The sequence below is a fragment of the Marivivens sp. ABH4_498 genome (assembly GCF_056160585.1).
Genome location: NZ_JBSWXL010000003.1, coordinates 427332 through 448394, shown reverse-complemented (window position 1 = coordinate 448394; position 21063 = coordinate 427332). Strand labels below are relative to the sequence as shown.

20 protein-coding genes are annotated in these 21063 nt (G+C 57.2%); 13 read left to right on the top strand and 7 right to left on the bottom strand.

Going from position 1 to position 21063, the window contains the following annotated elements:
* The first annotated feature begins 36 nt into the window (after nt 1-36).
* Nucleotides 37-804 (top strand): tRNA pseudouridine(38-40) synthase TruA, encoded by a 768-nt coding sequence (truA, locus tag ACXAGA_RS09575; protein ID WP_475117252.1) that lies wholly within the window; start codon nt 37-39, stop codon nt 802-804.
* Here truA and ACXAGA_RS09570 read toward each other — a convergent pair.
* A complete protein-coding gene (locus ACXAGA_RS09570) occupies nt 780-1385 on the bottom strand; it encodes a TetR/AcrR family transcriptional regulator (protein ID WP_475117251.1) in 606 nt (201 codons plus the stop codon). The two genes, truA and ACXAGA_RS09570, sit on opposite strands and share 25 nt — an antisense overlap.
* A 215-nt stretch (nt 1386-1600) precedes the next feature.
* On the opposite strand from ACXAGA_RS09570, the gene ACXAGA_RS09565 reads away from it, so the two are divergent.
* The 4 genes from ACXAGA_RS09565 to ACXAGA_RS09550 all read left to right on the top strand — a co-directional run bounded on the left by ACXAGA_RS09565 (nt 1601) and on the right by ACXAGA_RS09550 (nt 8396).
* Nucleotides 1601-3382, top strand: a complete 1782-nt coding sequence (locus tag ACXAGA_RS09565; RefSeq protein ID WP_475117250.1) for an autotransporter assembly complex protein TamA — start codon at nt 1601-1603, stop codon at nt 3380-3382.
* Complete coding sequence (locus ACXAGA_RS09560; RefSeq protein ID WP_475117249.1) at nt 3382-7116, top strand: translocation/assembly module TamB domain-containing protein; 3735 nt, start codon at nt 3382-3384, stop codon at nt 7114-7116. Before ACXAGA_RS09565 ends, ACXAGA_RS09560 begins: the two co-directional genes overlap by 1 nt.
* Nucleotides 7116-7679: a hemerythrin domain-containing protein gene (locus ACXAGA_RS09555; RefSeq protein WP_475117248.1), complete on the top strand. Its 564-nt coding sequence runs from the start codon at nt 7116-7118 to the stop codon at nt 7677-7679. The genes ACXAGA_RS09560 and ACXAGA_RS09555 overlap by 1 nt, the downstream gene beginning before the upstream one ends.
* 66 nt (nt 7680-7745) lie before the next feature.
* Nucleotides 7746-8396 (top strand): GntR family transcriptional regulator, encoded by a 651-nt coding sequence (locus ACXAGA_RS09550; RefSeq protein WP_475117247.1) that lies wholly within the window; start codon nt 7746-7748, stop codon nt 8394-8396.
* A 33-nt stretch (nt 8397-8429) separates the two neighbouring features.
* Here ACXAGA_RS09550 and ACXAGA_RS09545 read toward each other — a convergent pair whose 3' ends face one another.
* Both ACXAGA_RS09545 and ACXAGA_RS09540 read right to left on the bottom strand, forming a co-directional pair.
* Nucleotides 8430-9725, bottom strand: a complete 1296-nt coding sequence (locus tag ACXAGA_RS09545; protein ID WP_475117246.1) for an NAD(P)/FAD-dependent oxidoreductase — start codon at nt 9723-9725, stop codon at nt 8430-8432.
* Nucleotides 9725-11116 carry an aspartate aminotransferase family protein gene (locus ACXAGA_RS09540; RefSeq protein WP_475117245.1) on the bottom strand — a complete coding sequence of 464 codons (1392 nt, stop codon included), beginning with the start codon at nt 11114-11116 and terminating at the stop codon, nt 9725-9727. Before ACXAGA_RS09540 ends, ACXAGA_RS09545 begins: the two co-directional genes overlap by 1 nt.
* Before the next feature lie 462 nt (nt 11117-11578).
* Between ACXAGA_RS09540 and ACXAGA_RS09535 the strand changes: the two genes are divergently transcribed.
* The 4 genes from ACXAGA_RS09535 (at nt 11579) to ACXAGA_RS09520 (ending at nt 15589) form a co-directional block, all read left to right on the top strand.
* The gene (locus ACXAGA_RS09535) at nt 11579-12664 is read left to right on the top strand and encodes a polyamine ABC transporter substrate-binding protein (RefSeq protein ID WP_475117244.1); all 1086 of its coding nucleotides are present in this window, start codon (nt 11579-11581) and stop codon (nt 12662-12664) included.
* A 70-nt stretch (nt 12665-12734) separates the two neighbouring features.
* Nucleotides 12735-13883, top strand: a complete 1149-nt coding sequence (locus ACXAGA_RS09530; protein ID WP_475117243.1) for an ABC transporter ATP-binding protein — start codon at nt 12735-12737, stop codon at nt 13881-13883.
* A gap of 3 nt (nt 13884-13886) precedes the next feature.
* Complete coding sequence (locus ACXAGA_RS09525) at nt 13887-14783, top strand: ABC transporter permease subunit (RefSeq protein WP_475117242.1); 897 nt, start codon at nt 13887-13889, stop codon at nt 14781-14783.
* Complete coding sequence (locus ACXAGA_RS09520; protein WP_475117241.1) at nt 14780-15589, top strand: ABC transporter permease; 810 nt, start codon at nt 14780-14782, stop codon at nt 15587-15589. The genes ACXAGA_RS09525 and ACXAGA_RS09520 overlap by 4 nt, the downstream gene beginning before the upstream one ends.
* On the opposite strand, the gene ACXAGA_RS09515 is transcribed toward ACXAGA_RS09520, so the two are convergent.
* Nucleotides 15586-16086 carry a DUF2478 domain-containing protein gene (locus ACXAGA_RS09515; RefSeq protein WP_475117240.1) on the bottom strand — a complete coding sequence of 167 codons (501 nt, stop codon included), beginning with the start codon at nt 16084-16086 and terminating at the stop codon, nt 15586-15588. The two genes, ACXAGA_RS09520 and ACXAGA_RS09515, sit on opposite strands and share 4 nt — an antisense overlap.
* 61 nt (nt 16087-16147) lie before the next feature.
* Between ACXAGA_RS09515 and mobA the strand changes: the two genes are divergently transcribed.
* The gene (mobA, locus tag ACXAGA_RS09510) at nt 16148-16699 is read left to right on the top strand and encodes a molybdenum cofactor guanylyltransferase (protein WP_475117239.1); all 552 of its coding nucleotides are present in this window, start codon (nt 16148-16150) and stop codon (nt 16697-16699) included.
* Here mobA and ACXAGA_RS09505 read toward each other — a convergent pair.
* From ACXAGA_RS09505 to ACXAGA_RS09495, 3 genes are read right to left on the bottom strand one after another with little or no spacing between them, the layout of a single operon-like run.
* A complete protein-coding gene (locus ACXAGA_RS09505; protein ID WP_475117238.1) occupies nt 16682-16909 on the bottom strand; it encodes a sulfurtransferase TusA family protein in 228 nt (75 codons plus the stop codon). The genes mobA and ACXAGA_RS09505 overlap by 18 nt on opposite strands.
* Nucleotides 16899-17945 (bottom strand): DUF475 domain-containing protein, encoded by a 1047-nt coding sequence (locus tag ACXAGA_RS09500; RefSeq protein WP_475117237.1) that lies wholly within the window; start codon nt 17943-17945, stop codon nt 16899-16901. Before ACXAGA_RS09500 ends, ACXAGA_RS09505 begins: the two co-directional genes overlap by 11 nt.
* Before the next feature lie 45 nt (nt 17946-17990).
* The gene (locus ACXAGA_RS09495) at nt 17991-18233 is read right to left on the bottom strand and encodes an accessory factor UbiK family protein (protein WP_086449993.1); all 243 of its coding nucleotides are present in this window, start codon (nt 18231-18233) and stop codon (nt 17991-17993) included.
* A gap of 102 nt (nt 18234-18335) precedes the next feature.
* Between ACXAGA_RS09495 and lgt the strand changes: the two genes are divergently transcribed.
* Genes lgt through pgeF form a run of 3 tightly spaced genes read left to right on the top strand, consistent with a single transcriptional unit; the run spans nt 18336 to nt 21009 of the window.
* Nucleotides 18336-19208, top strand: a complete 873-nt coding sequence (lgt, locus tag ACXAGA_RS09490; protein WP_475117236.1) for a prolipoprotein diacylglyceryl transferase — start codon at nt 18336-18338, stop codon at nt 19206-19208.
* Nucleotides 19205-20260, top strand: coding sequence for a class I SAM-dependent methyltransferase (locus ACXAGA_RS09485; protein ID WP_475117235.1), 1056 nt, complete (start codon nt 19205-19207; stop codon nt 20258-20260). Before lgt ends, ACXAGA_RS09485 begins: the two co-directional genes overlap by 4 nt.
* Nucleotides 20257-21009 (top strand): peptidoglycan editing factor PgeF, encoded by a 753-nt coding sequence (pgeF, locus tag ACXAGA_RS09480; RefSeq protein WP_475117234.1) that lies wholly within the window; start codon nt 20257-20259, stop codon nt 21007-21009. Before ACXAGA_RS09485 ends, pgeF begins: the two co-directional genes overlap by 4 nt.
* Nucleotides 21010-21063 lie beyond the last annotated feature (54 nt).

The following is a 21063-nucleotide window of genomic DNA, read 5'->3' as shown; positions in this document are numbered from 1 at the left end:
ATTGATTTTCGCCCCGCACCGTCATATCGGAACGCCATGCCACGCTATGCACTTCAGGTCGAATACCACGGAGCCCCCTTTGCCGGATGGCAAAGACAGGCCGATCAACCCTCCGTTCAGGGCGCGATTGAATCCGCTTTGGCGAAACTGGAACCGCGCGATCACACCATCGCAGCGGCTGGGCGCACGGATGCGGGCGTGCATGCAACGCATCAGGTGGCCCACTGCGACATGGAACGCGACTGGGACCCTTTCCGCCTGTCCGAGGCATTGAACTATCACCTGAAACCGCAACCCGTCGCGATTGTTCAGGCCGCAAAGGTTGCCGACGATTGGCATGCACGGTTTTCGGCACACGAACGGCGGTATCTGTTCCGTCTGGTGACCCGCCGCGCGCCGCTGGCGCATGATGCCGGGCTGGTGTGGCAGGTCAAACACCGTCTGGACGGCGCCGCGATGCAGGCAGGGGCTGACCGCCTGCTAGGCCTACACGATTTCACGACGTTCCGTTCGTCGATCTGTCAGGCCGAAAGCCCCGTGAAAACGCTGGACGAATTGCGCGTGGTGGAAATCGAACGCCCTAACGGGCAGGAATTCCATTTCCACGTTCGCGCGCGATCGTTCCTGCACAATCAGGTGCGGTCTTTTGTGGGCACGTTGGAACGGGTTGGCGCTGGCGCTTGGACGCCCGACGATGTGACAGCGGCGCTGGATGCCTGCGACCGATCGGCCTGCGGCCCCGTTTGCCCACCCGAAGGCCTCTATCTGGCTGGCGTCGGTTACAAAGACGCGCCGTTCGACTGACCCACGATCCCGTCGATCACCACATCGGCAATCGCGCCCGCCTCTTTGACCGACAGGTCACGGCCAGACAACAACCGCTGCAAAGCCAGTCCCGACAGGATGTCACATAAAACGTCGATATCCGCGCCACCGCTGATTTCGCCGCGCGAAACCGCCGCGTCGACCATCGCTGCCAGTGCCGCGCGGCGCTCTGCGATGTAATCACCAAACGCTGTTCGGGATTTTTGATCGACCTGCGCTTCGGCGATCACGGCGCGAAAAATATCGCCCGCGTCATCGCTGTGCCAATGATCGATCAAGTTCACCAGAAAACCGGCAATATCTTCGCGCAGGGACCCTGCGTTCGGGACCTCGACCTCGGGCGCGGTGGACTGGTGCAGATCCAGCAGTAACCCTGCCTTGCCTTTCCACCATTTATAGATGGTAGGTTTGCCCGCGCGGGCCTGCCGCGCGACGGCTTCGATGGAAAATTTAGCAATTCCGCCATTTGCCATGATATCGCGTGCGGCCTGCAGAACCGCGGTGCGGGTTTCAGGGTTGCGCTGCGATCCGATTGATTTGCGACGGGCTGTTTTCATCATCTGGATCAGATACCTTTTTGCGATCCCCAAAGGCAAGCTGTCCGATCACGAACCTGAAACAACCCGCGCAAAATATCGCCGAATAAACCATAGACGGACTTGAACCTTTGGATGTTCGGGCCACAGTCTGAAACAATCATTTTGAATACGGTATACATCATATACACCCCGAACAAAGCGTCCGACAAACGGGCTGCATCAAAGGCGGAAAAGACGTGAATTTTAAACTACCCTTGGCAACCGGCGCAGCTTTGATCGGCCTTGCCGTGCCAGCCATGGCGCAAAATTTGTCCATCAAAGTCGATGGCGCAGATATCAAAGACGTGCTGCGTAGCGCGTCACTGGTTGCAACAATCATCGACAACGAAGAAGACGCAAGCACCCAAGACATCATCGCCGCCGCGCGTGCCGATTACCGCCGTATCCTGACGGGACTTTATTCCGAAGGTTATTACGCTGGCACGGTTTCAATCCTGATCGACGGGCAAGAGGCGTCGAACGTCGCGCCTTTGGACGCCCCCGACACGATTGAAAAAGTCCGCTTTAACATCACGACAGGCCCCGCGTTTCGATTTGGAACCACTGAGATTGCGCCCACCACGGATGGAACCGAATTACCGACCACCTTTGCATCTGGTGAACGTGCCCGATCAGGCGCGATTGGTGATGCGGCATCTGCGGCCATTTCCGGCTGGCGTGATGCTGGCCACCCGGTTGCGGCCGTCAGCGCGCAACAGATTACCGCCCGCCATTCAGATCGGATCATCAATGCCACCATTGGCATCGATCCCGGACCCAACGCTGTCTTCGGACCTCTTACCGTCAGCGGGAACGATGCTGTGCGCGAACGGGCGATCCGCCGCATTATCGGCTACCCCGAAGGCGCTGAATATGCGCCGCAAACATTGGATCAGGTCGCCGAACGCCTGCGCCGAACGGGGGCTTTTTCTTCGGTCGCGATGGTCGAAGGGGACACCGTAATTGACGGGCAATTGCCTGTCGAAATCGAAGTCGCCGAAGCCGCGCCGCGCCGTGTCGGTTTTGGCCTAGACCTATCCACCGTGGACGGGCTGACCGTGTCGGGCTTTTGGATGCACCGCAATTTTCTGGGCGGCGCACAGCGTTTCCGCGTCGAAGGCGAAGTATCTGGCATCGCGGGCGAAACGGGCGGCATTGACTATTCAACTGGTGTGTCGCTGTCTGTGCCCCGTCCCTTTGCTATTGATACAGAATTGACCGCATCCTTGGCCCTAAGCCACGAAGACGAACCCAATTATCTGATCGACCAATTTTCAGGCGATGTGACCGTTACCCGTTTGTTGGAAAATGACACCGATTACAGCGTGGGCATCGGTTTCGTGACCGCCCGATCCGAAGACGCATCCGGCATCCGTCACTACAATATGCTGACCTTTCCAATGACAGGGACAATCGACCGCCGCGACGACACGCTGAACCCGAAATCGGGGCAATTTTCGACGCTGGAACTGACCCCATTTTTGGGGAACGGAGATGTCGGGTCAGGTGGACGCGCCTATTTTGACGGACGCATCTACCGATCGGTTGGCGAACAACAAAACGTCACCTTTGCCCTGCGCGGGCAATTGGGGTCCGTATTGGGCGTAAACGCAGACAATGCTCCACCCGATTATCTGTTTTATTCAGGGGGCGGCGATAGCGTCCGCGGCGAAGGATATAAATCGCTGGGCGTCACGCAAAACGGGGTAACCACCGGCGGGCTTAGCTTTGCGGCGGTGTCACTGGAAACCCGCGTCGATATTACGGACACAATTGGCGTTGTCGGTTTTTATGATGCTGGATTTGTTGGCGAAACCGAAATCCCGTTCGAAGACGGCGACTGGCAATCGGGCGCGGGCGTTGGCCTGCGGTATTACACAGGGATCGGCCCTATTCGTCTGGACCTTGCAACGGCTGCATCGGGCGATAATGCAGGCAAATCCGTTTCTGTTTATGTTGGTATTGGGCAGGCTTTCTAATGCGTTATGTTCCTATTATTCTGGTCTGCCTTTTGCCGACCATCGCCCCCGCCCAAGACGAAGAAACAGATCGCGGCCTGATCGCATCCTTTTTGCAGGACAACCTATCAGGCGCGGGTCGTCAGATTTCCATCTATGGGTTTTCCGGCGCTCTTAGCAGCAAGGCCGAGATTGAACGCCTGACCATTGCCGACGATCAGGGGATCTGGCTCACTGCCGAAGGGTTGGTTCTGGATTGGGACCGATCAGCCCTATTGACGGGACGCATTGAAATTGCGGACCTAACGGCGGATGCGATCACCGTGGATCGCGCCCCTGTATCAGAAACCGAACCGACCGATGTCTCTGCCACGGCCAGCGACGCGCCGTTCGCCCTGCCCGACCTGCCCGTATCCGTAAACGTCGACCGCCTGTTGATCGACACCCTAACCCTAGGCGCGCCAATTTTGGGCGAAGCGGTATCGCTGAACGTCGAAGGCAACGCAGCCCTAGCCAACGGCGAAGGATCAGCCGCGCTGACCGCGTCGCGCGTCGATGGAGCAGTTGGTGTTATGGTATTCGAAGGCGGGTTTTCCAACGAAACCCGCAACTTGGCCCTAAACCTGACCCTGTCCGAAGGCGCAGAAGGCATCGCCGCACGTCTGCTGGATTTGCCTGATCTGCCATCGGTCGATTTGTCGATCACGGGCGATGCGCCCATCACTGACTTTGCCGCCAATATCGCGTTGGACACCAACGGTGAACGCCGCCTGACCGGCGATGTCACCCTGATCACAACAACCGACGAAACCGCTGCATCCACGCGCAGCTTTGATGTTGATCTGAACGGCGACGTGACCGCGCTGTTCTTGCCAGAATACCGCGATTTCTTTGGTCCAGAGGTATCGTTGCGTGCCGCTGGACAGACTGACGATGGTGGGTTTGACCTATCGACATTGACGCTGAACACACAATCCATGCAACTGGTCGGCTCGGCTGAAATTGGTGCATCGGGATTGCCTGATCAGTTTGCGCTGGTGGGGCAATTGGGGCGTGACGACGATCTGCCCCTGCTACTGCCGATCAGCGGCGACAAAACCTATCTGTCGTCAGCATCGATCAACATTGGGTTCGATGCAGAACAGGGCGACGAATGGACCGCCGACATTATCGCATCGGATTTTGAACGCGATGGGATCACCATTCCAGAAATCATCCTGACGGGTGGCGGTACGATTGTTCAAACGGGTCAAATCACGGCAGACATAGACTATGCCGCGAACAGCATTTCATTCGATGACAGCGCCATGTCGCAGGCCGTTGGATCAACAGCATCCGGCGAATTGATCCTGAACTACGAACCCGAAGGCCCATTGACCATCGAACGCCTGACCCTGAACGGCGCAGGCATCGACGCCGACATTTCGGCGGTTGCAGCCTTTGGCGAAAACCCTGTTATCACCACGGACTCGCAAATCGCAGTATCAGGTTTGTCACGCTTTGCCACTTTGGCCGAAATGCCTGACCTTGGCGGGGATGCCTCTGTTTCGGTGACGGGCGATATACGGCCGCTGACGTCGGCAGCTGATCTGACGATTTCGGGCGAAACCAATGACCTGACGATTGGCCTTGAACAGCTGGATAATATGCTAACGGGTCAAGGCAACATCGCCGCTCGTTTCATCCGCGACACCCAAAGCACGCGGATCGAAAATCTGGCTGTCACAACGCCCGACACGGATCTGGCTGCCAATGCCGAATTGACGACCGAAGGCGTCACAGGCGACGCTACATTCAGCACAGCAGCAGCCAATTTGGTGCCTGGCGCGACCGGCACGATTACCGCCTTCGCAAATGGCGCACGCACAACCGAAGGCGCGATCACAGCAACTGCCGATGTCACGCTGAACGGCGATACTATCACCGCGCAGCTGGACCTGCCCGCAACGGGCACAGGGCCTTTTGCGATCACCGCCGACATGTCGGATTTATCCCAATTCGCGCAGATCACAGGGCTGGACCTAAACGGCGCGGCTGACGTGACTGCCGAAGGCACCGCATCGTCTGATTTCACCGCCCTATCGGCACAGATCACTGCGAACACGCGCAATGCATCAATCGGGACGGACGCGGTTGATACATTACTTAGCGGATCGGGGTCGGTATCGGCACAGGTCGCCCGCGACGGCAGCCAAATTGACCTTACAAATCTGAACGTGGCGTTTCCGAACGTGACCGCGACAGGCAGCTTGTCGACCAACGGCGAAACGGGCAGCGCAAACTACAATGCGCGGCTTGCCGATATCGGCCTATTCACACCAGATTTTTCAGGCGCGGCCACGGCATCAGGCACGGCAGAAATGGTATCGTCCAGCCGCTGGATCATCGACACCGCGCTCACGGGACCTGGTGGCACGAATGCGGATGTTTCGGGGCAAATCAACGGATCGGATTTGGCCCTAACCGCACGCGGGTCATTGCCTTTGGCGTTACTGAACGGAGCGCTGGAACCGCGTCGTTTGACAGGCACCGCAGGGTTCAATTTATCGATCAATGGCCCTGCAGAGCTGTCATCGCTGGCCGGCACAATCACCATTTCCGAAGGCGAACTATCCGCCCCAACATTGGGGCAATCGCTGACCAATGTCGCTGGCACTGCGAACCTGTCGGGCGAAGCTGTCCGCCTAGACCTGACCGGACGTTCATCAAACGGCGGCAGGCTAGAAGCGCGCGGCACCATCGGCATGACTGGCGCTTATCCTGCGGACCTAACCGTCGATCTGCGCAATCTGGTCCTGCGCGATCCGACCCTATACGAAACCAAAGCCACAGGGACGATCGCCGTCAATGGCCCATTGGCTGGCGGCGCAGCGATCACTGGCGCAATCAATCTAGACGAAACCGAAGTTCAGGTGCCGTCTTCGACCGTGGGATCATTGGGCGATTTGCCTGATGTCACGCATGTCGGCGCAACCGCTGCTGTCCGCCAAACTCTGGACCGCGCGGGCCTGACAGCGACAGGCCAAGAGGCATCGACAGGAGGCTCTGGTGGCGCGGCCTATCCATTGAACATCGTCATCAATGCCCCTAGCCAGATTTTCGTGCGCGGACGTGGTTTGGACGCGGAATTGGGCGGTCAGTTAACCCTGTCAGGCACCAGCGATCAGGTTATCCCCGCGGGCCAGTTCAGCCTGATCCGCGGCCGATTGGACATTTTGCAACAACGGTTCAACCTGACCGAAGGCAACGTGCGCATGCAGGGCGATTTTGTGCCCGTACTGCGGTTCGTTGCGACGACCCAGACGGCAACCGACACCACCGTCAGCGTCGTGATCGAAGGCCCAGCCAGCGCCCCCGAAGTCAGTTTCGAAAGCAGCCCCGAACTGCCCCAAGACGAAGTGCTATCGCAACTAATCTTTGGCCGCGACCTATCGTCGATCAGCGCATTTCAGGCGCTGCAATTGGCGAATGCCGTGAATACGTTGGCTGGCCGTGGCGGCGATGGTGTCGTTGGCGCGATCCGCGAAGGCGCAGGATTGGATGATTTGGATGTGACCACAGACGCCGATGGCAACGCGGCCGTCAGCGCCGGCAAATACATCAGCGACAATGTTTACACCGATGTCACCGTCAACGCCGCTGGCGAAACCGAGGTTAACCTGAACCTAGATATCACCAGCGACATCACCGCAAAGGGCGGGTTTGGATCGGACGGCGAAACATCGATCGGTGTCTTTTTCGAAAGGGATTATTGATGGACAAACTCGATCTGAAATCACGGGATGCCCTGCCCGATGCGTTGCGTGTTTTGTACCACGAATATCCGCGCGATATGTGGGCGACAGACCCGAGTTTTCACGGGTTGGTCAGTTTCTGGCTGGATCGGCACATCATGTTCCGCCGCCTGCTATCGGCCATGACCACAGCCACCGAAGACGTGTTGGACAAAGGTGACCCCAACCGTTTCGCCGCTGCGATTTCGCAATATGGATCGACATTCGTTCAGCAACTACACGGCCACCACCAAATCGAAGACATGCACTATTTTCCGATCCTCGTGCAAAAAGACGCGCGTTTGGTGCGGGGATTTGACATTCTGGACAAAGACCACCACGAAATCGATCCGATCCTTGCCAGCTTTGTCGACGCGGCGAACCTTGCGCTGAAAACGCTTGAGGGGCCAAAACTGATCGACGGCGCGGGTGCTTTGCACAAAGAATTGGCCGTTGTTACCCGCGATCTGGACCGACATTTGGTCGACGAAGAAGAATTGGTCGTCCCGGTTATCCTGAAATACGGCGCCGACGGGATAGAGTGATAATCAATTTGATCATTGTGCGGTTGTCGGGCAAGATTAGCCGACACCCAACAGGAGCCGCCCCGCGTGACACAAGATCAGGTCAAAGAACCCGCTCACCAGATCGTTTACCGCCGACTGCGTGATATGATCCTATGCGGGGAAATGGAACCAGGCCAAGCGGTTACGATCCAAGGTTTGGTTGCGGAACTGGACGCCGGCATGACCCCCGTCCGCGAAGCAATCCGCCGCCTGACATCCGAACACGCGCTGGAATTCAAAGGCAACCGCCGCGTTGGTCTGCCGATCCTGAGCCGCACAGAAATTGATCAAATCGCCTTTGCGCGGTTGGCCTTGGAACCGCAGCTGGCGCAATGGGCCGCTGAAAAAGCCACCGCCGATGATATCGCAGCGCTAGAGGCGATCGACAGCGATCTGAACCGCGCCATCGACCGTGGTGATATTCAGACCTATCTGATCCAGAACTACCATTTCCACCGCACTTTGTACGCCATTTCGCAGGCCGAAACGGTGATGGCTTTGGCGGACGCGCTGTGGCTGCGCATGGGCCCATCGCTGCGCGTGATGCGCGGACGGTTCGGCACGGCCACGTTGGACGACCGTCACGCAGATGCCATTGCCGCGCTAAAGGATGGCGATGCAGCAGGCGTCGCAACGGCGATCCGTCTGGATATCGAACAAGGGTTCAACCAGATCCGCCTATCGCTCAAGGATTAGGTTTTTTCACCTGCCGTTGTATCGCTACGCGGATCACAGTTTGTCCATCAGGCCGAACCACAGCATACCCAGCACCAGCAACGGTTTGCGCAAAGACGCCCCGCCTGGGAACTGAGGCGACGGCACCTTTGCCATAACGTCAAACTGTTCAGCCTGACCTGCGATGGCGGCCGCTGCGACTTTGCCCGACATGGTGGCCAGCGCCACGCCATGGCCGCTAAAGCCCGATAAAGACAGCACATTCCCCGACAACCGTTCGACATGCGGCAAACGGTTCATCGTAATACCCAACGTGCCGCCCCACGCGTAATCGATCCGCGCGTCCGCCAGTTGCGGGAATATCTGCGACATCGGTTTGCGCACGGTCGAGGCAATGTCAGAAGGGAATTTATACCCATAGCTTTCGCCGCCGCCGAACAGCATCCGGTTATCTTCCGACAGGCGGAAATAGTTGATGACGTATTTGCTGTCTGCGACGCAGTGATTGTTTTTCAGAACCGCGTCGGGATCGTCCAGCGGTTCGGTCGCGATGATGAAATTGTTGATCGGCATGACCCGGGCCGCAACGCGCGACTGCATTTTGCCCAGATAGCCATTGCAGCCCATCACCACATATTTCGCGTGGATTTTGGCGGAATCCGTGTGAACGATAGCTGGATCGCCTTCTTCGACGTAGGACACGCGGGATTGTTCATAGAACGTCACGCCCAGATCAACGCAGGCCCGCGCAAGGCCCAGTGCGAACCGCAGCGGGTGGATGTGCCCCCCACCCATGTCGATGGCGCCGCCGTGATAAGCAGGCGAACGGCATAGGTCATACAGTTCATCGCGGTCCAATTTCCGCAGTTTGTCGTACCCGTATTCGGTGTTGATTTTGTCAACATAGGCGTGGGTATCGGCGACGAAACGGGCGCGGTGGTCGGCTTCGATCACGCCATCAACCCAGCCTGCGCCGCAGTCATATTCGGCATCCAGATCCCGCAAAACGCGCACGGATTCCTGACTGATGTCCCACAGCTGACGGGCCATTTCGCGGCCCACCAGTTTTTCTAATTCGTCCTGATGGATACGCTGACCGCCCGAAACCTGACCGCCATTGCGGCCCGATGCGCCAAAGCCGATGCGCTGCGCCTCGACCACCGTCACCTGATACCCGCGTTTGGCCAGATGCAGCGCCGTGGACAGCCCCATGAACCCTGCCCCGATCACGCAAACATCCGCCGTCAGGTCGCCCTGAGCGGATGGAAACGGCGCCAGCTGTTCCGAGGTCGCGGCATAGTAACTGGCCGGGTATTCACCCGGCCGGTCATTGGCAGTCAGTACGTCCATTAAGCGGCCTCGAACAATCCGGCGGCTTTGATTTTTTCGTACGCTTGATCCAGCGATTTACGGGCGCGTTTGATCAGTTCGTCGACTTCGTCGCGGGTAATAACCAGCGGCGGCGATACGACCATACGGTCGCCCACGTGACGCATGATCAGGTCATTCCCGAAACAGCATTCGCGGGTCATGTAACCGATGGTGCCAGCAGGCGATTTGAACACTGCGCGAGTGTCTTTGTTCGGGGTCAGCGCCAGAGACGCCATCATGCCAACGATTTTCGTGTCGCCCACCATCGGGTGATCGCCCAGCGCGTGCCACTGTTCCGCCAGATATGGTGCGATGTCGTTTTTCACGTAATCGACCAGATTCATGTCTTCCATGATGCGCAGGTTTTCCAACGCCACAGCCGCCGCCACAGGGTGACCCGAATAGGTGTAGCCGTGGTTGAATTCGACGGTATCGATCACGCTTGCGACCTTGTCCGACACGATCGAAGCCGCGATCGGGATGTAGCCCGAAGACAGACCTTTGGCCGTGGTGATGATGTCAGGTTTGGTGCCGTAATGTTCGAAACCAAACCAGTTACCGGTACGGCCAAACCCGCAGATTACCTCGTCCGAGATGAACAGGATGCCATATTTGTCGATAATGCGCTGCACTTCGGGCCAATAGGTGTCTGGTGCAACGATCACGCCGCCTGCGCCCTGAACGGGTTCACCGATGAACGCGGCAACCTTTTCGGGGCCGATTTCCAGAATGGCGTCTTCCAATTCGCGGGCGCGGGCCAGACCAAATTCTTCTGGGGTCATATCGCCACCTTCCAACCAGTAGTTCGGCTGGTTGATGTGGTGAATGCCCTGAATGATACCGCCCTGCGAATGCATGCCAGCCATGCCGCCTAGGCTCATGCCTGCCATGGTCGATCCGTGATAGGCGTTTTTGCGGCTAATCACGACCTGACGATCTGGTTCGCCCTTGGCATGCCAATAGGCGCGGACCATGCGCAGGTTTGTGTCGTTCGCTTCGGACCCAGAGTTTGCAAAGAACACGTGGTTCAAATCACCCGGCGCGATTTCGGCCAGTTTGTTCGCCAGTTGGATGACCGGCACGTGGGTCGTTTGAAAGAACGTGTTATAGTAGGGCAGCTCTTTCATCTGCTGGGCTGCGACCTCGGCCAGACTGTCGTGACCATAGCCGATGTTCACACACCACAGACCCGCCATTGCGTCCAGAATACGGTGGCCTTCGCTGTCGGTCAGCCAGACGCCTTCGGCGCGGGTGATCACGCGCGCGCCTTTTTCCGCAAGGCCCGCGCCTTGGGTGAATGGGTGCATGTGGTGCGCGCTATCCAGCGCTTGCAATTCGGCTGTTGGGGTTTGAGTGCTGATTAGGGTCATGTCGGCCTCCGGACGTATGGTCGCCTGAAAAATGGAAATTCCGCCGTGTCAGGTGCGGTTCAATTCGGACCATATGAACCGCCCGAAACAGGGTCAAGGCATTTTGATCAAATTGCGGGATTTCCATAGTTTGATCCGGCGACAGATTCGGAACCTTGACGCTTTGATATTGTGCACCACCCTATCGGATAGGCCGAATATACGGCCGCCCGCCCCGATAAATCATTCTGAAATAAACATTCATAAAACAAAGCCATCGCTGGAAACCAAGGCAACTTTCGCACGTTTTTTCAGCCGACTATCGCGAATGTGCAAAACATTTCATCACCACTCCTTGTTTTTCCTTCAACAACGTGGCGGGATGAATTCGGGCCCTGCACGACAGAAAACTTGCAGGCTACGCTAATTTTGATCAAATTAGGAAAAAGCCCACAATAAGGGCGTCCAACCTGGGAGAATATCATGAAACATATCTGGCTACCTATGACGGCTGCTGCAGCGATCATCGCATCGACTGCATCCGCTGAAGAAGTCCGCGTCTATAACTGGTCGGACTACATCGACGAAGAACTGCTGACCAAATTCGAAGAAGAGACCGGTTACGAACTGATCTACGACGTGTTCGATTCGAACGAAGTTTTGGAAACCAAAATGCTGGCTGGCGGTTCGGGCTACGACGTTGTTGTGCCGACCGGCACGTTCCTGCAGCGTCAGATCACTGCGGGCGCATTCCAGCCGCTGGATAAATCGCAGCTGCCGAACATCGAAAACATGTGGGCCGACATCGAAGCGCGCACAGCGACCTACGACCCTGATAACGCCTATTCGGTCAACTACATGTGGGGCACCACAGGTATCGGCGTGAACACTGGCAAAGTGGCCGAAATTTTGGGCGAAGACGCACCGATCAATAGCATTGCACTGATCTTTGACCCTGCAAACGCGGAAAAGCTGGCGGATTGCGGCATCCAATTGCTGGACGCCCCGACCGAAGTGATCCCCGCCGCGCTGGCCTATGCTGGTCTGGACCCAGACGCCAAAGACCCAGAATCGCTGGCCAAAGCCGAAGAAGTTCTGATGGCTGTCCGCCCATACATCCAGAAATTCCATTCGTCCGAATACATCAACGCGCTGGCGAACGGCGAAATCTGTGTGGCCTTGGGTTGGTCGGGTGACATTCTGCAGGCTCGTGACCGCGCATGGGAAGCCGATAACGGCATCGAAATCGCATACAACGCCCCTGTTGAAGGTTCGTTGATGTGGTTCGACCAAATGGCGATCCCAGTTGACGCACCAAACCCAGCTGGCGCGCATGCGTTCCTGAACTTTATCATGGATGCTGAAAATATGGCTGCCGCGTCGAACTATGTTTACTACGCGAACGGCAACCTAGCGTCTCAGGAATTCCTGATCGAAGACGTGATTGGCGACACCGCGATCTACCCAGACGCGGCGACTTTGGAAGAACTGTACACAGTGACCCCATTCGGCCCAGCCGAACAGCGTTTGCTGACACGTCTGTGGACCAAGGTTAAATCCGGCGTCTAATTCGGCCTAACTATCAGCCCCGCGCGAACCAAAATCGCGCGGGGCACATTATTTTCTACAGGACATTTTCATGGCCCAACCGACCCGCCCCGCGTCAGCCCAAACCGTTTTTGCACCTTGGACCGACCCGACCGCTCAGCCGCTGATCCAGTTCAAAAATGTGACCAAACAATTCGGCGATTTTACCGCCGTCGATGATTTGACGATCAATATTTATGAACGCGAATTCTTTGCGCTGCTGGGGCCATCTGGATGTGGCAAAACCACGTTGATGCGCATGTTGGCAGGGTTCGAAAACCCGACCCGCGGGGAAATCCTGCTGGGCGGCCAGAATATCGTTCCTGTCCCGCCAAACCAGCGCCCTGTGAACATGATGTTCCAATCCTATGCGCTGTTCCCGCATTTGTCGGTTTGGGAAAACATCGCGTTTGGCCTGAAACGCAGCGACATGCCAAAAGACCAGATTGGCGACCGCGTGGCGGAAATGCTGCGCCTGACCCGCATGGAAAAATTTGCCAAACGCAAACCGCACCAAATTTCGGGCGGTCAACGTCAGCGCGTTGCGCTGGCCCGTTCATTGGCCAAAGCGCCGAAACTGCTGTTGCTGGACGAACCTTTGGGCGCGCTGGATAAAAAGCTGCGCAATGACACCCAATTTGAACTGATGGATATTCAGGAAAAAACGGGCACCACATTCGTCATCGTCACCCACGACCAAGAAGAGGCAATGACCGTCGCATCCCGCGTCGCCGTCATGGACGCGGGCAAAATGATTCAGGTCGACACCCCTGCTGGTATCTATGAGGCACCGAACAGCGTTTATGTTGCCGATTTCATCGGTGACGTGAACATCATCGAAGGCAACGCATCGGTCAGCGGCGAAAATGTTGATGTCCATTTTGCCGAAGGCGTCGATCCGATCCACGCGGTGACCGACAAACCGATCACCGATGGCCAACGCGTGTCCTATGCCGTGCGGCCTGAAAAAATATCCGTCGACCGCGAACCTTTGGCGGACCGCGCCAACCACGTCAAAGGCAAGGTCGAAGACATCGGCTATCTGGGCAACGTATCGACCTACCACGTGCGCCTGCCCTCTGGCCAATTGGTCAGCGCGCTGATGACCAATTCGCGCCGTTTGGCCCGCCGTGATTTCACATGGGAAGACGAAGTATGGCTATCATGGACCGACACCGCCGGCGTCGTCCTGACGGAGTAAGCCATGACCCTACGCCGTTTCATCCTGATCGCTGTGCCCTTTGCGTGGCTGCTGCTGTTTTTTCTGGTCCCGTTTATCGTCGTCCTGAAACTGTCGCTGTCTGATCCCGCGATTGCCATTCCGCCGTATACTCCGACGTTGGACCCATCTGGCGGCTGGGCTGGGATCAAATCATTCTTTGGCCAGCTGGATTTCGATAACTTTACGTTCCTGACGCTAGATCCGCTGTATTACACGGCCTATTTGTCGTCGCTAAAGATCGCGGTCATTTCAACGCTGCTTACGTTGCTGGTGGCGTTTCCAATGGCCTACGGCATGGCCCGCGCGCCGGAACAGTGGCGCCCTACCCTGATGATGCTGGTCATCCTGCCGTTCTGGACGTCGTTCCTGATCCGCGTTTACGCATGGGTCGGCATTCTAGGGAAAGAGGGTTTTCTAAACATGGTGCTGATGTGGATCGGCATCATTGATGAACCGCTGACGATCCTGAACACCAACATCGCGGTCTATATCGGCATCGTTTACACCTATCTGCCGTTCATGATTCTGCCGATCTATTCGACGCTGGAAAAACTGGACATGTCCCTGATCGAAGCGGCCGAGGATCTGGGATCAACCCGCGCCCAAGCGTTCTGGCTGATCACCGCGCCGCTGTCTTTGCCCGGTGTTGTTGCGGGCTGTTTCCTTGTCTTTATCCCCGCATTGGGTGAATTCGTGATCCCATCGCTGCTGGGCGGTTCGGATACATTGATGATTGGTAAAGTCCTGTGGGACGAATTCTTTGCCAACCGTGACTGGCCACTGGCGTCGGCGGTGGCGGTTGTTCTGCTGTTGATCCTGATCGTTCCGATCATCCTGTTCCAACGCAACCAGCAAAAACAGATGGAGGCGGACCAATGAAAAAGCCAAGTTGGTTCAATATCACGTCGCTTACTCTGGGGTTTGCGTTTCTATACATCCCCATGCTGGTGCTGATCGCCTATTCGTTCAACGGGGGCCGTTTGGTGACCGTATGGGCGGGGTTTTCGACGAAATGGTACGGCGAACTGTTATCGAACGAAGCGTTTCTGGATGCAGCGTGGGTGACCCTGCGCGTGGCCGTTGCGACTGCGACTCTGGCCACTGTGCTGGGCACACTGGCGGGGTATGTTCTGGTGCGCGGCGGGCGGTTTATGGGCCGCACGTTGTTCGCGGGCATGGCCTATGCGCCGCTGGTGATGCCGGACGTCATTTTGGGTCTGTCACTGCTGCTGCTGTTCAAAACCATGTTCAGCAGCATGGGCATGACGACCGTGATCCTAGCGCACACGACATTCGCCATGTGTTACGTGTCGGTCGTTGTGTCATCCCGCCTGATGTCGTTCGACCGTTCGATCGAAGAAGCCGCAGCCGATCTGGGCGCGACCCCATTCGACACGTTCAAATCCGTGACCCTGCCCATTATTTTCCCCGCCGTTCTGTCGGGGTGGTTGCTGGCGTTCACCCTATCGCTGGACGATCTGGTGATCGCATCGTTCGTCACGGGGCCTGGGGCTACGACCCTGCCGATCAAGATTTTTTCGGCGGTGCGTTTGGGTGTTTCGCCTGAAATCAACGCGCTATCGACCATCATGATCGGGATCGTGACCATTGGGGTCATCACGTTTTCCGTCATCAACAAACGCCAGATTGCCCAGCGTTTGCGCGACGAAAAAATGGCGGGTTAACCGCGAATAATGCGGCGGGCCCACGTCAGGACCGCCGCAGGATCGTTTGGTAACTCTTCGCCTATACCGCCCGTAAATTCGTGAAACGCAGGCAGTGTTTCATCGCGCACAGCCAGCAAAACGGGGATATCACGGGCCAAGGCTTCGGACACCACGGGGCGGAAACCGCGGCCATCGGCCTCTTGTTTGCCGAATTTATTGGCCAACAGAAATGCAGCGCCATCCAGTGAAGATTGGGCGATGCCTACGGCGCCTTCCAATGCGCTGGTATCCAGACGGCACCCAGAGGCAAGCGGGCCAAGGTCCTGACTGATGCGGATGATCTGCCCTGACGGGATCATGTGCAGATCCATATGATAGGGCGATCCGTCTTGGGGGTCGTCATTGATCTGGCAGGCCCCTGCAACACGCACGCCATCGCCTGTTAATTCTTGCGCGACATGAACAAGAGTTGGATTGGCAGTGACCGTTTTCGTTGCAATGACGTAGCCCAGCATATTGTCCCTTTCGCATCGTTGCGGCACGATGACAGCGCAAAACCGATTTGGAAAGCCAAAGATGACCCTACCTGCCATGATCCTTGCCGGCGGACGCGCAACCCGTATGGGCGGCGGGGATAAACCGCTAATGGAATGGCGCGGGCGGGCGTTGATCGAATGGGTACTGGACGATCTGCGCGACATCGCGGGACCAATCGCGATCAATGCGCAATTGGGTCCGCAATGGGATCGTTTCGGATTGCAGGTCGTGCCCGATATCATCCCCGACTGCGGGCCACTGTCGGGCATTCACACTGCGATGCACTGGGCATCGCAGGCGCGGCACGTTCTGGTGGTTGCGGGTGATACCGTCCGCCTGCCGCGCGATTTCACGTCGCGCTTGGGGACAGGGCCAGCATATGCAGCGTCGTATCAGGGGGGTGAATGGCGGGCGCATCCGACGATTGGCATCTGGCCCACCGATTTGGCCGCAAATTTGGCCGCACGGCTAACCGCAGAGGACCGCCGCGTCATGGGCTGGGTCCGCGACATCAACGCGACCGAAGTACGGTTCGACGGCGACTATTTCCGCAATTTCAACAGGCCCGAGGATTTAGCCGCGGCGGATTAGATAGACCTGCCCCTGATCCGTATCCGTGCAGGACAGAAATTCATGCCCCGCTTCGCGGCAAAAGGCAGGCATATCGATTTGGGCCATCGCATCAGTGGCCGTGATTTGCAGGATTTCCCCCGCCGCCATGTCATTCAGCACCTTGCGCGCACGCAAAACGGGCAAAGGGCACAGCAGGCCAATGGCGTCTACGATCCGGTCAGGTGTCATGTTTATTCACGCGCAAAGACGCCCAGAAAGACGCGCCAATCAGGACCGCGCCGATCAGACCTGTGAACACTTCGGGGACGTGGAATTCGACGTGGGCGAACATCACCAGCGCCAGAACAAGGATCGACCAGAACGCCCCGTTTTCAAGGTATTTGAATTCGTTCAGCGTACCCTTTTCGACCAGCATAATGGTCATCGACCGCACGTACATCGCCCCGATACCCAGACCAATCGCGATGATGAACAGGTTCTGCGTCAACGCAAAGGCGCCGATCACGCCATCGAAACTAAATGACGCGTCCAGAACCTCTAGGTACAAAAACGCGCCCAATCCGGCCTGACCGACGGCTTTTTTGCCTGCGTGATTGTCCAGATAATGGCCCAGAACATCGACCAACAGGAACGTCAGCAGGCCCCAGATTGCCGATTGCAGGAACACGATGCCTGTGCTGTCGTCGAATAGGTTGGACAGAATGGTAATCACGCCAATCACGATTGTGACGACCAGCAATTTCGACCCTGCGACTTTGACCATCAGGCGTTCAACACCAGGCAGCCAGTTCACGTCTTTGTCGGGGTCAAAGAAATAGGACAGCGCGACCATCATCAGGAACGTCCCGCCAAAGGCGCTAATGGGGATGCGGGCGCCCTCCATTATGTGGGCGTATTGTTCGGGGCGGGCCCATGCCAGTTCGATCGCGGCCCAAGGCCCGATTTTCGCGGCGATACAGACAACAGCCAGCGGAAACACGATCCGCATTCCGAACACGGCAATCAAAATGCCCCACGTCAAAAACCGCTGCTGCCATTTGTGGGACATGTCGCGCAGTTTGTTGGCGTTCACGATGGCGTTGTCGAACGAAAGCGATATTTCCAGCACGGACAAAACCGCCGTGATGAACAGCACGTTCAACATGCCGCTGATCGTGTGGTGAACGGACCAGCCCAAAAAGGCAGAAAGGATCAAACCGCCCGCCGTCACAGCAAAGGCAAGCGTAAAGTACCGCAAAGCGGGTTTAGTGGAATTCATCGACATGATGCGCCATGTAAAAACGCCGCCCAAATAGGACGGCGCGGAATATTATTTGTCGGCTTCTAACGCGTCCAAACGCGCCTTGAGCGCCTCATTCTCTTCGCGGGCTTTCTGAGCCATCGCGCGAACCGCGTCGAATTCTTCGCGGGTGACGAAATCGCGGTCGGCCAGCCAACGATCCAACATGGATTTCATCGCGTTTTGCGCCTCGTCTTTGGCACCTTGGGCGACGCCCATCGCGTTGGTCATCAATTGGGACATATCGTCCAGAAATTTATTGCGGGTCTGCATGTCAGCCTCCGATCAGTGTTGGTACTTATATGGAGTGTCCCCGCGAAAGGGACAACCCCATGACAGGTTGACTCTAACGATTTGGCGCAGCAGACATTGCCCATGTTTGCTGCACTCGCCTTTCCCAATATCTCTCCTGAATTGATTTCATTCCCGATATTCGGGTTTGAATTCGCGCTACGTTGGTATGCGCTGGCCTATATCGCCGGAATCGCGATCGGCTGGTGGTTGATCCTGCGCGCGCTGGCCCGCCCTGCGCTATGGGGGAAATATGACCCACCCATGACTGGCAAACAGTTAGAGGATCTGTCGACCTACATCATCATCGGTGTGATTTTGGGCGGCCGTTTCGGGTACGTCCTGTTTTACAGGTTCAGCTATTACATGGCCAACCCGTCCGAGATTTTGCAGGTCTGGCAGGGCGGCATGTCGTTCCACGGTGGGTTTCTGGGCGTTATCATCGCCACAGCGATCTATGCGCGGGTCAAAGGCCTGCGTTTAGGATCGGTCGCCGACTGTATGGCGATGGCCGCGCCGATTGGCCTGATGCTGGGCCGTTTGGCCAATTTCATCAACGCCGAACTATGGGGCCGCGTGTCCGATGTGCCTTGGGCCGTTGTGTTTCCGGGCGAAGCCGCGCAATCGTGCCTGCTGCCAGTTTGCGCGCGTCACCCGTCACAATTATACGAGGCCGCGCTAGAAGGTCTGGTTCTGGGTTCTGTGATTTTGTGGACCGTGTTCCGCAAAGGCGGTTTGGGCAAACCGTGGTTGGTCACGGGGATATTCTTTGCCGGTTATGGCATTTCGCGGTTTATCGTCGAATTTTTCCGCCAGCCCGATGCGCAGTTCCAATCGGTCGATAACCCGCTGGGATTGGCAGTGCACGTGGGGGGCTATGGCCTGACGATGGGGCAAATCCTGACGATCCCGATGATCGCGATAGGCGCAACCCTGATCCTGAGGGCACGCAAATGACCGCACTGACAGACATCCTGAAACGGCGGATCGGCACCACTGGCCCGATCAGCATCGCCGATTATATGACCGAGGCGCTGCTGCACCCCGAGTTCGGTTATTACACAACACGCGACCCATTCGGCGCTGCGGGTGATTTCGTGACCGCGCCTGAAATCAGCCAGATGTTCGGCGAAATGATTGGCCTGTGCCTGGCCCAAGCGTGGATCGATCAGGGCCGCCCCAAAGGCGTGCTGGCGGAATTAGGCCCAGGACGCGGTACGCTGATGCAGGACGTTCTGCGCGCGACCAAGGCCGTACCGGGATTTCACGATGCGTTGGACCTGCATTTGGTAGAGGCATCGCCCGTACTGGCCGCAGCGCAAGCGGCGCGTCTGCCCGTTGTTCAGTCCCACGCCCGCGCCGCTGATCTGCCCGATGCGCCCCTGTTCCTGATTGCCAACGAATTTTTCGACGCCTTGCCGATCCGCCAATTCGTACGTGACGGCACCAGCTGGCGTGAACGGATGGTTGGCCTAACTGGCGACGCGCTAACGTTCGGCCTGTCATCCCCTGCCCCATTGGCCATGCTAGAGCACCGCCTAGACGACACCCAAGACGGTGATTTGGTCGAAATCTGCCCACACGCGGCACCGATCACCCAAGAGGTTTCTGGACGCATCGCACAGCATGGCGGCGCTGCGATTATCATTGATTACGGCGACTGGCGGTCGTTGGGTGACACGTTCCAAGCGCTGAAAGATCACGAAACGGTCGATCCTTTGGATGCGCCCGGGTCCGCTGACCTGACCGCACATGTGGATTTTGAAACCATTGCGGCGGCTTGTTCGCCAGCACGTCACACGCGCGTTTCAACCCAAGGCGTTTTTCTGGAACGACTGGGCATCACGGCCCGTGCGCAGGCCCTTGCCCAAACCATGAGCGGCGATAAGCTACAATCGCATATCGCGGCGCATCGACGCTTGACCCACCCTGCAGAAATGGGTGACCTATTCAAAGTGATCGGCATTTTGCCAAACAACGCCCCTGCTATTGCTGGTTTAGAACTATGACACTGGAAATAATCACTCACGACAGATTGGCGCCGGTGACACACGGTTTTTTCACCCGCAAGGGCGGCGCGTCTTCCGGCGTTTTCGCGGGCCTGAATTGTGGTGGTGGCAGCAGTGACCAAATGGAATGCGTCACGATTAACCGTTCCCGCGTTGCCGATGCGATGGGTGTAGAGGCGCTGGTTGGCGTCCATCAGGTGCATTCTGCTGATGTCGCAGTAATCAATGAATTCACGACCGAAAAACCCGAAGCGGACGCAATCGTAACCGCAACACCAGGCATCGCAATTTCAATCCTAACCGCAGATTGCCAACCCGTATTATTCGCGGATACCGAAAACGGCGTGGTCGGCGCGGCACATGCGGGATGGAAAGGCGCGCTATCAGGCGTTTTGGACCGAACCGTCGAATCCATGGTGGGTCTGGGCGCAAAACGTGACTCTATCACCGCCATCATCGGGCCTAGCATCAGCCAGCGCGCCTATGAGGTCGGCCAAGAGTTTTTCGAAACATTCGCAGACGAAAACCCCGACTATACCCGTTTCTTTGTGAATGGCGCTAAAGCCGGAAAATATATGTTTGACCTGCCTGCCTTTGGGCTGATGCGCCTAAGGGGCGCAGGGGTGGGTCATGCAGAGTGGACGCGGCATTGTACCTATTCCGATGCCGAACGATTCTACAGTTTCCGCCGAACGACCCATAACCAAGAGGCCGATTATGGCCGTTTGATTTCGGTTATTCGGCTATAATTGGGGCAAAGCTGCCTTATTCATCAAAAACAATCCCCGAAAGTGCTGCGGTAT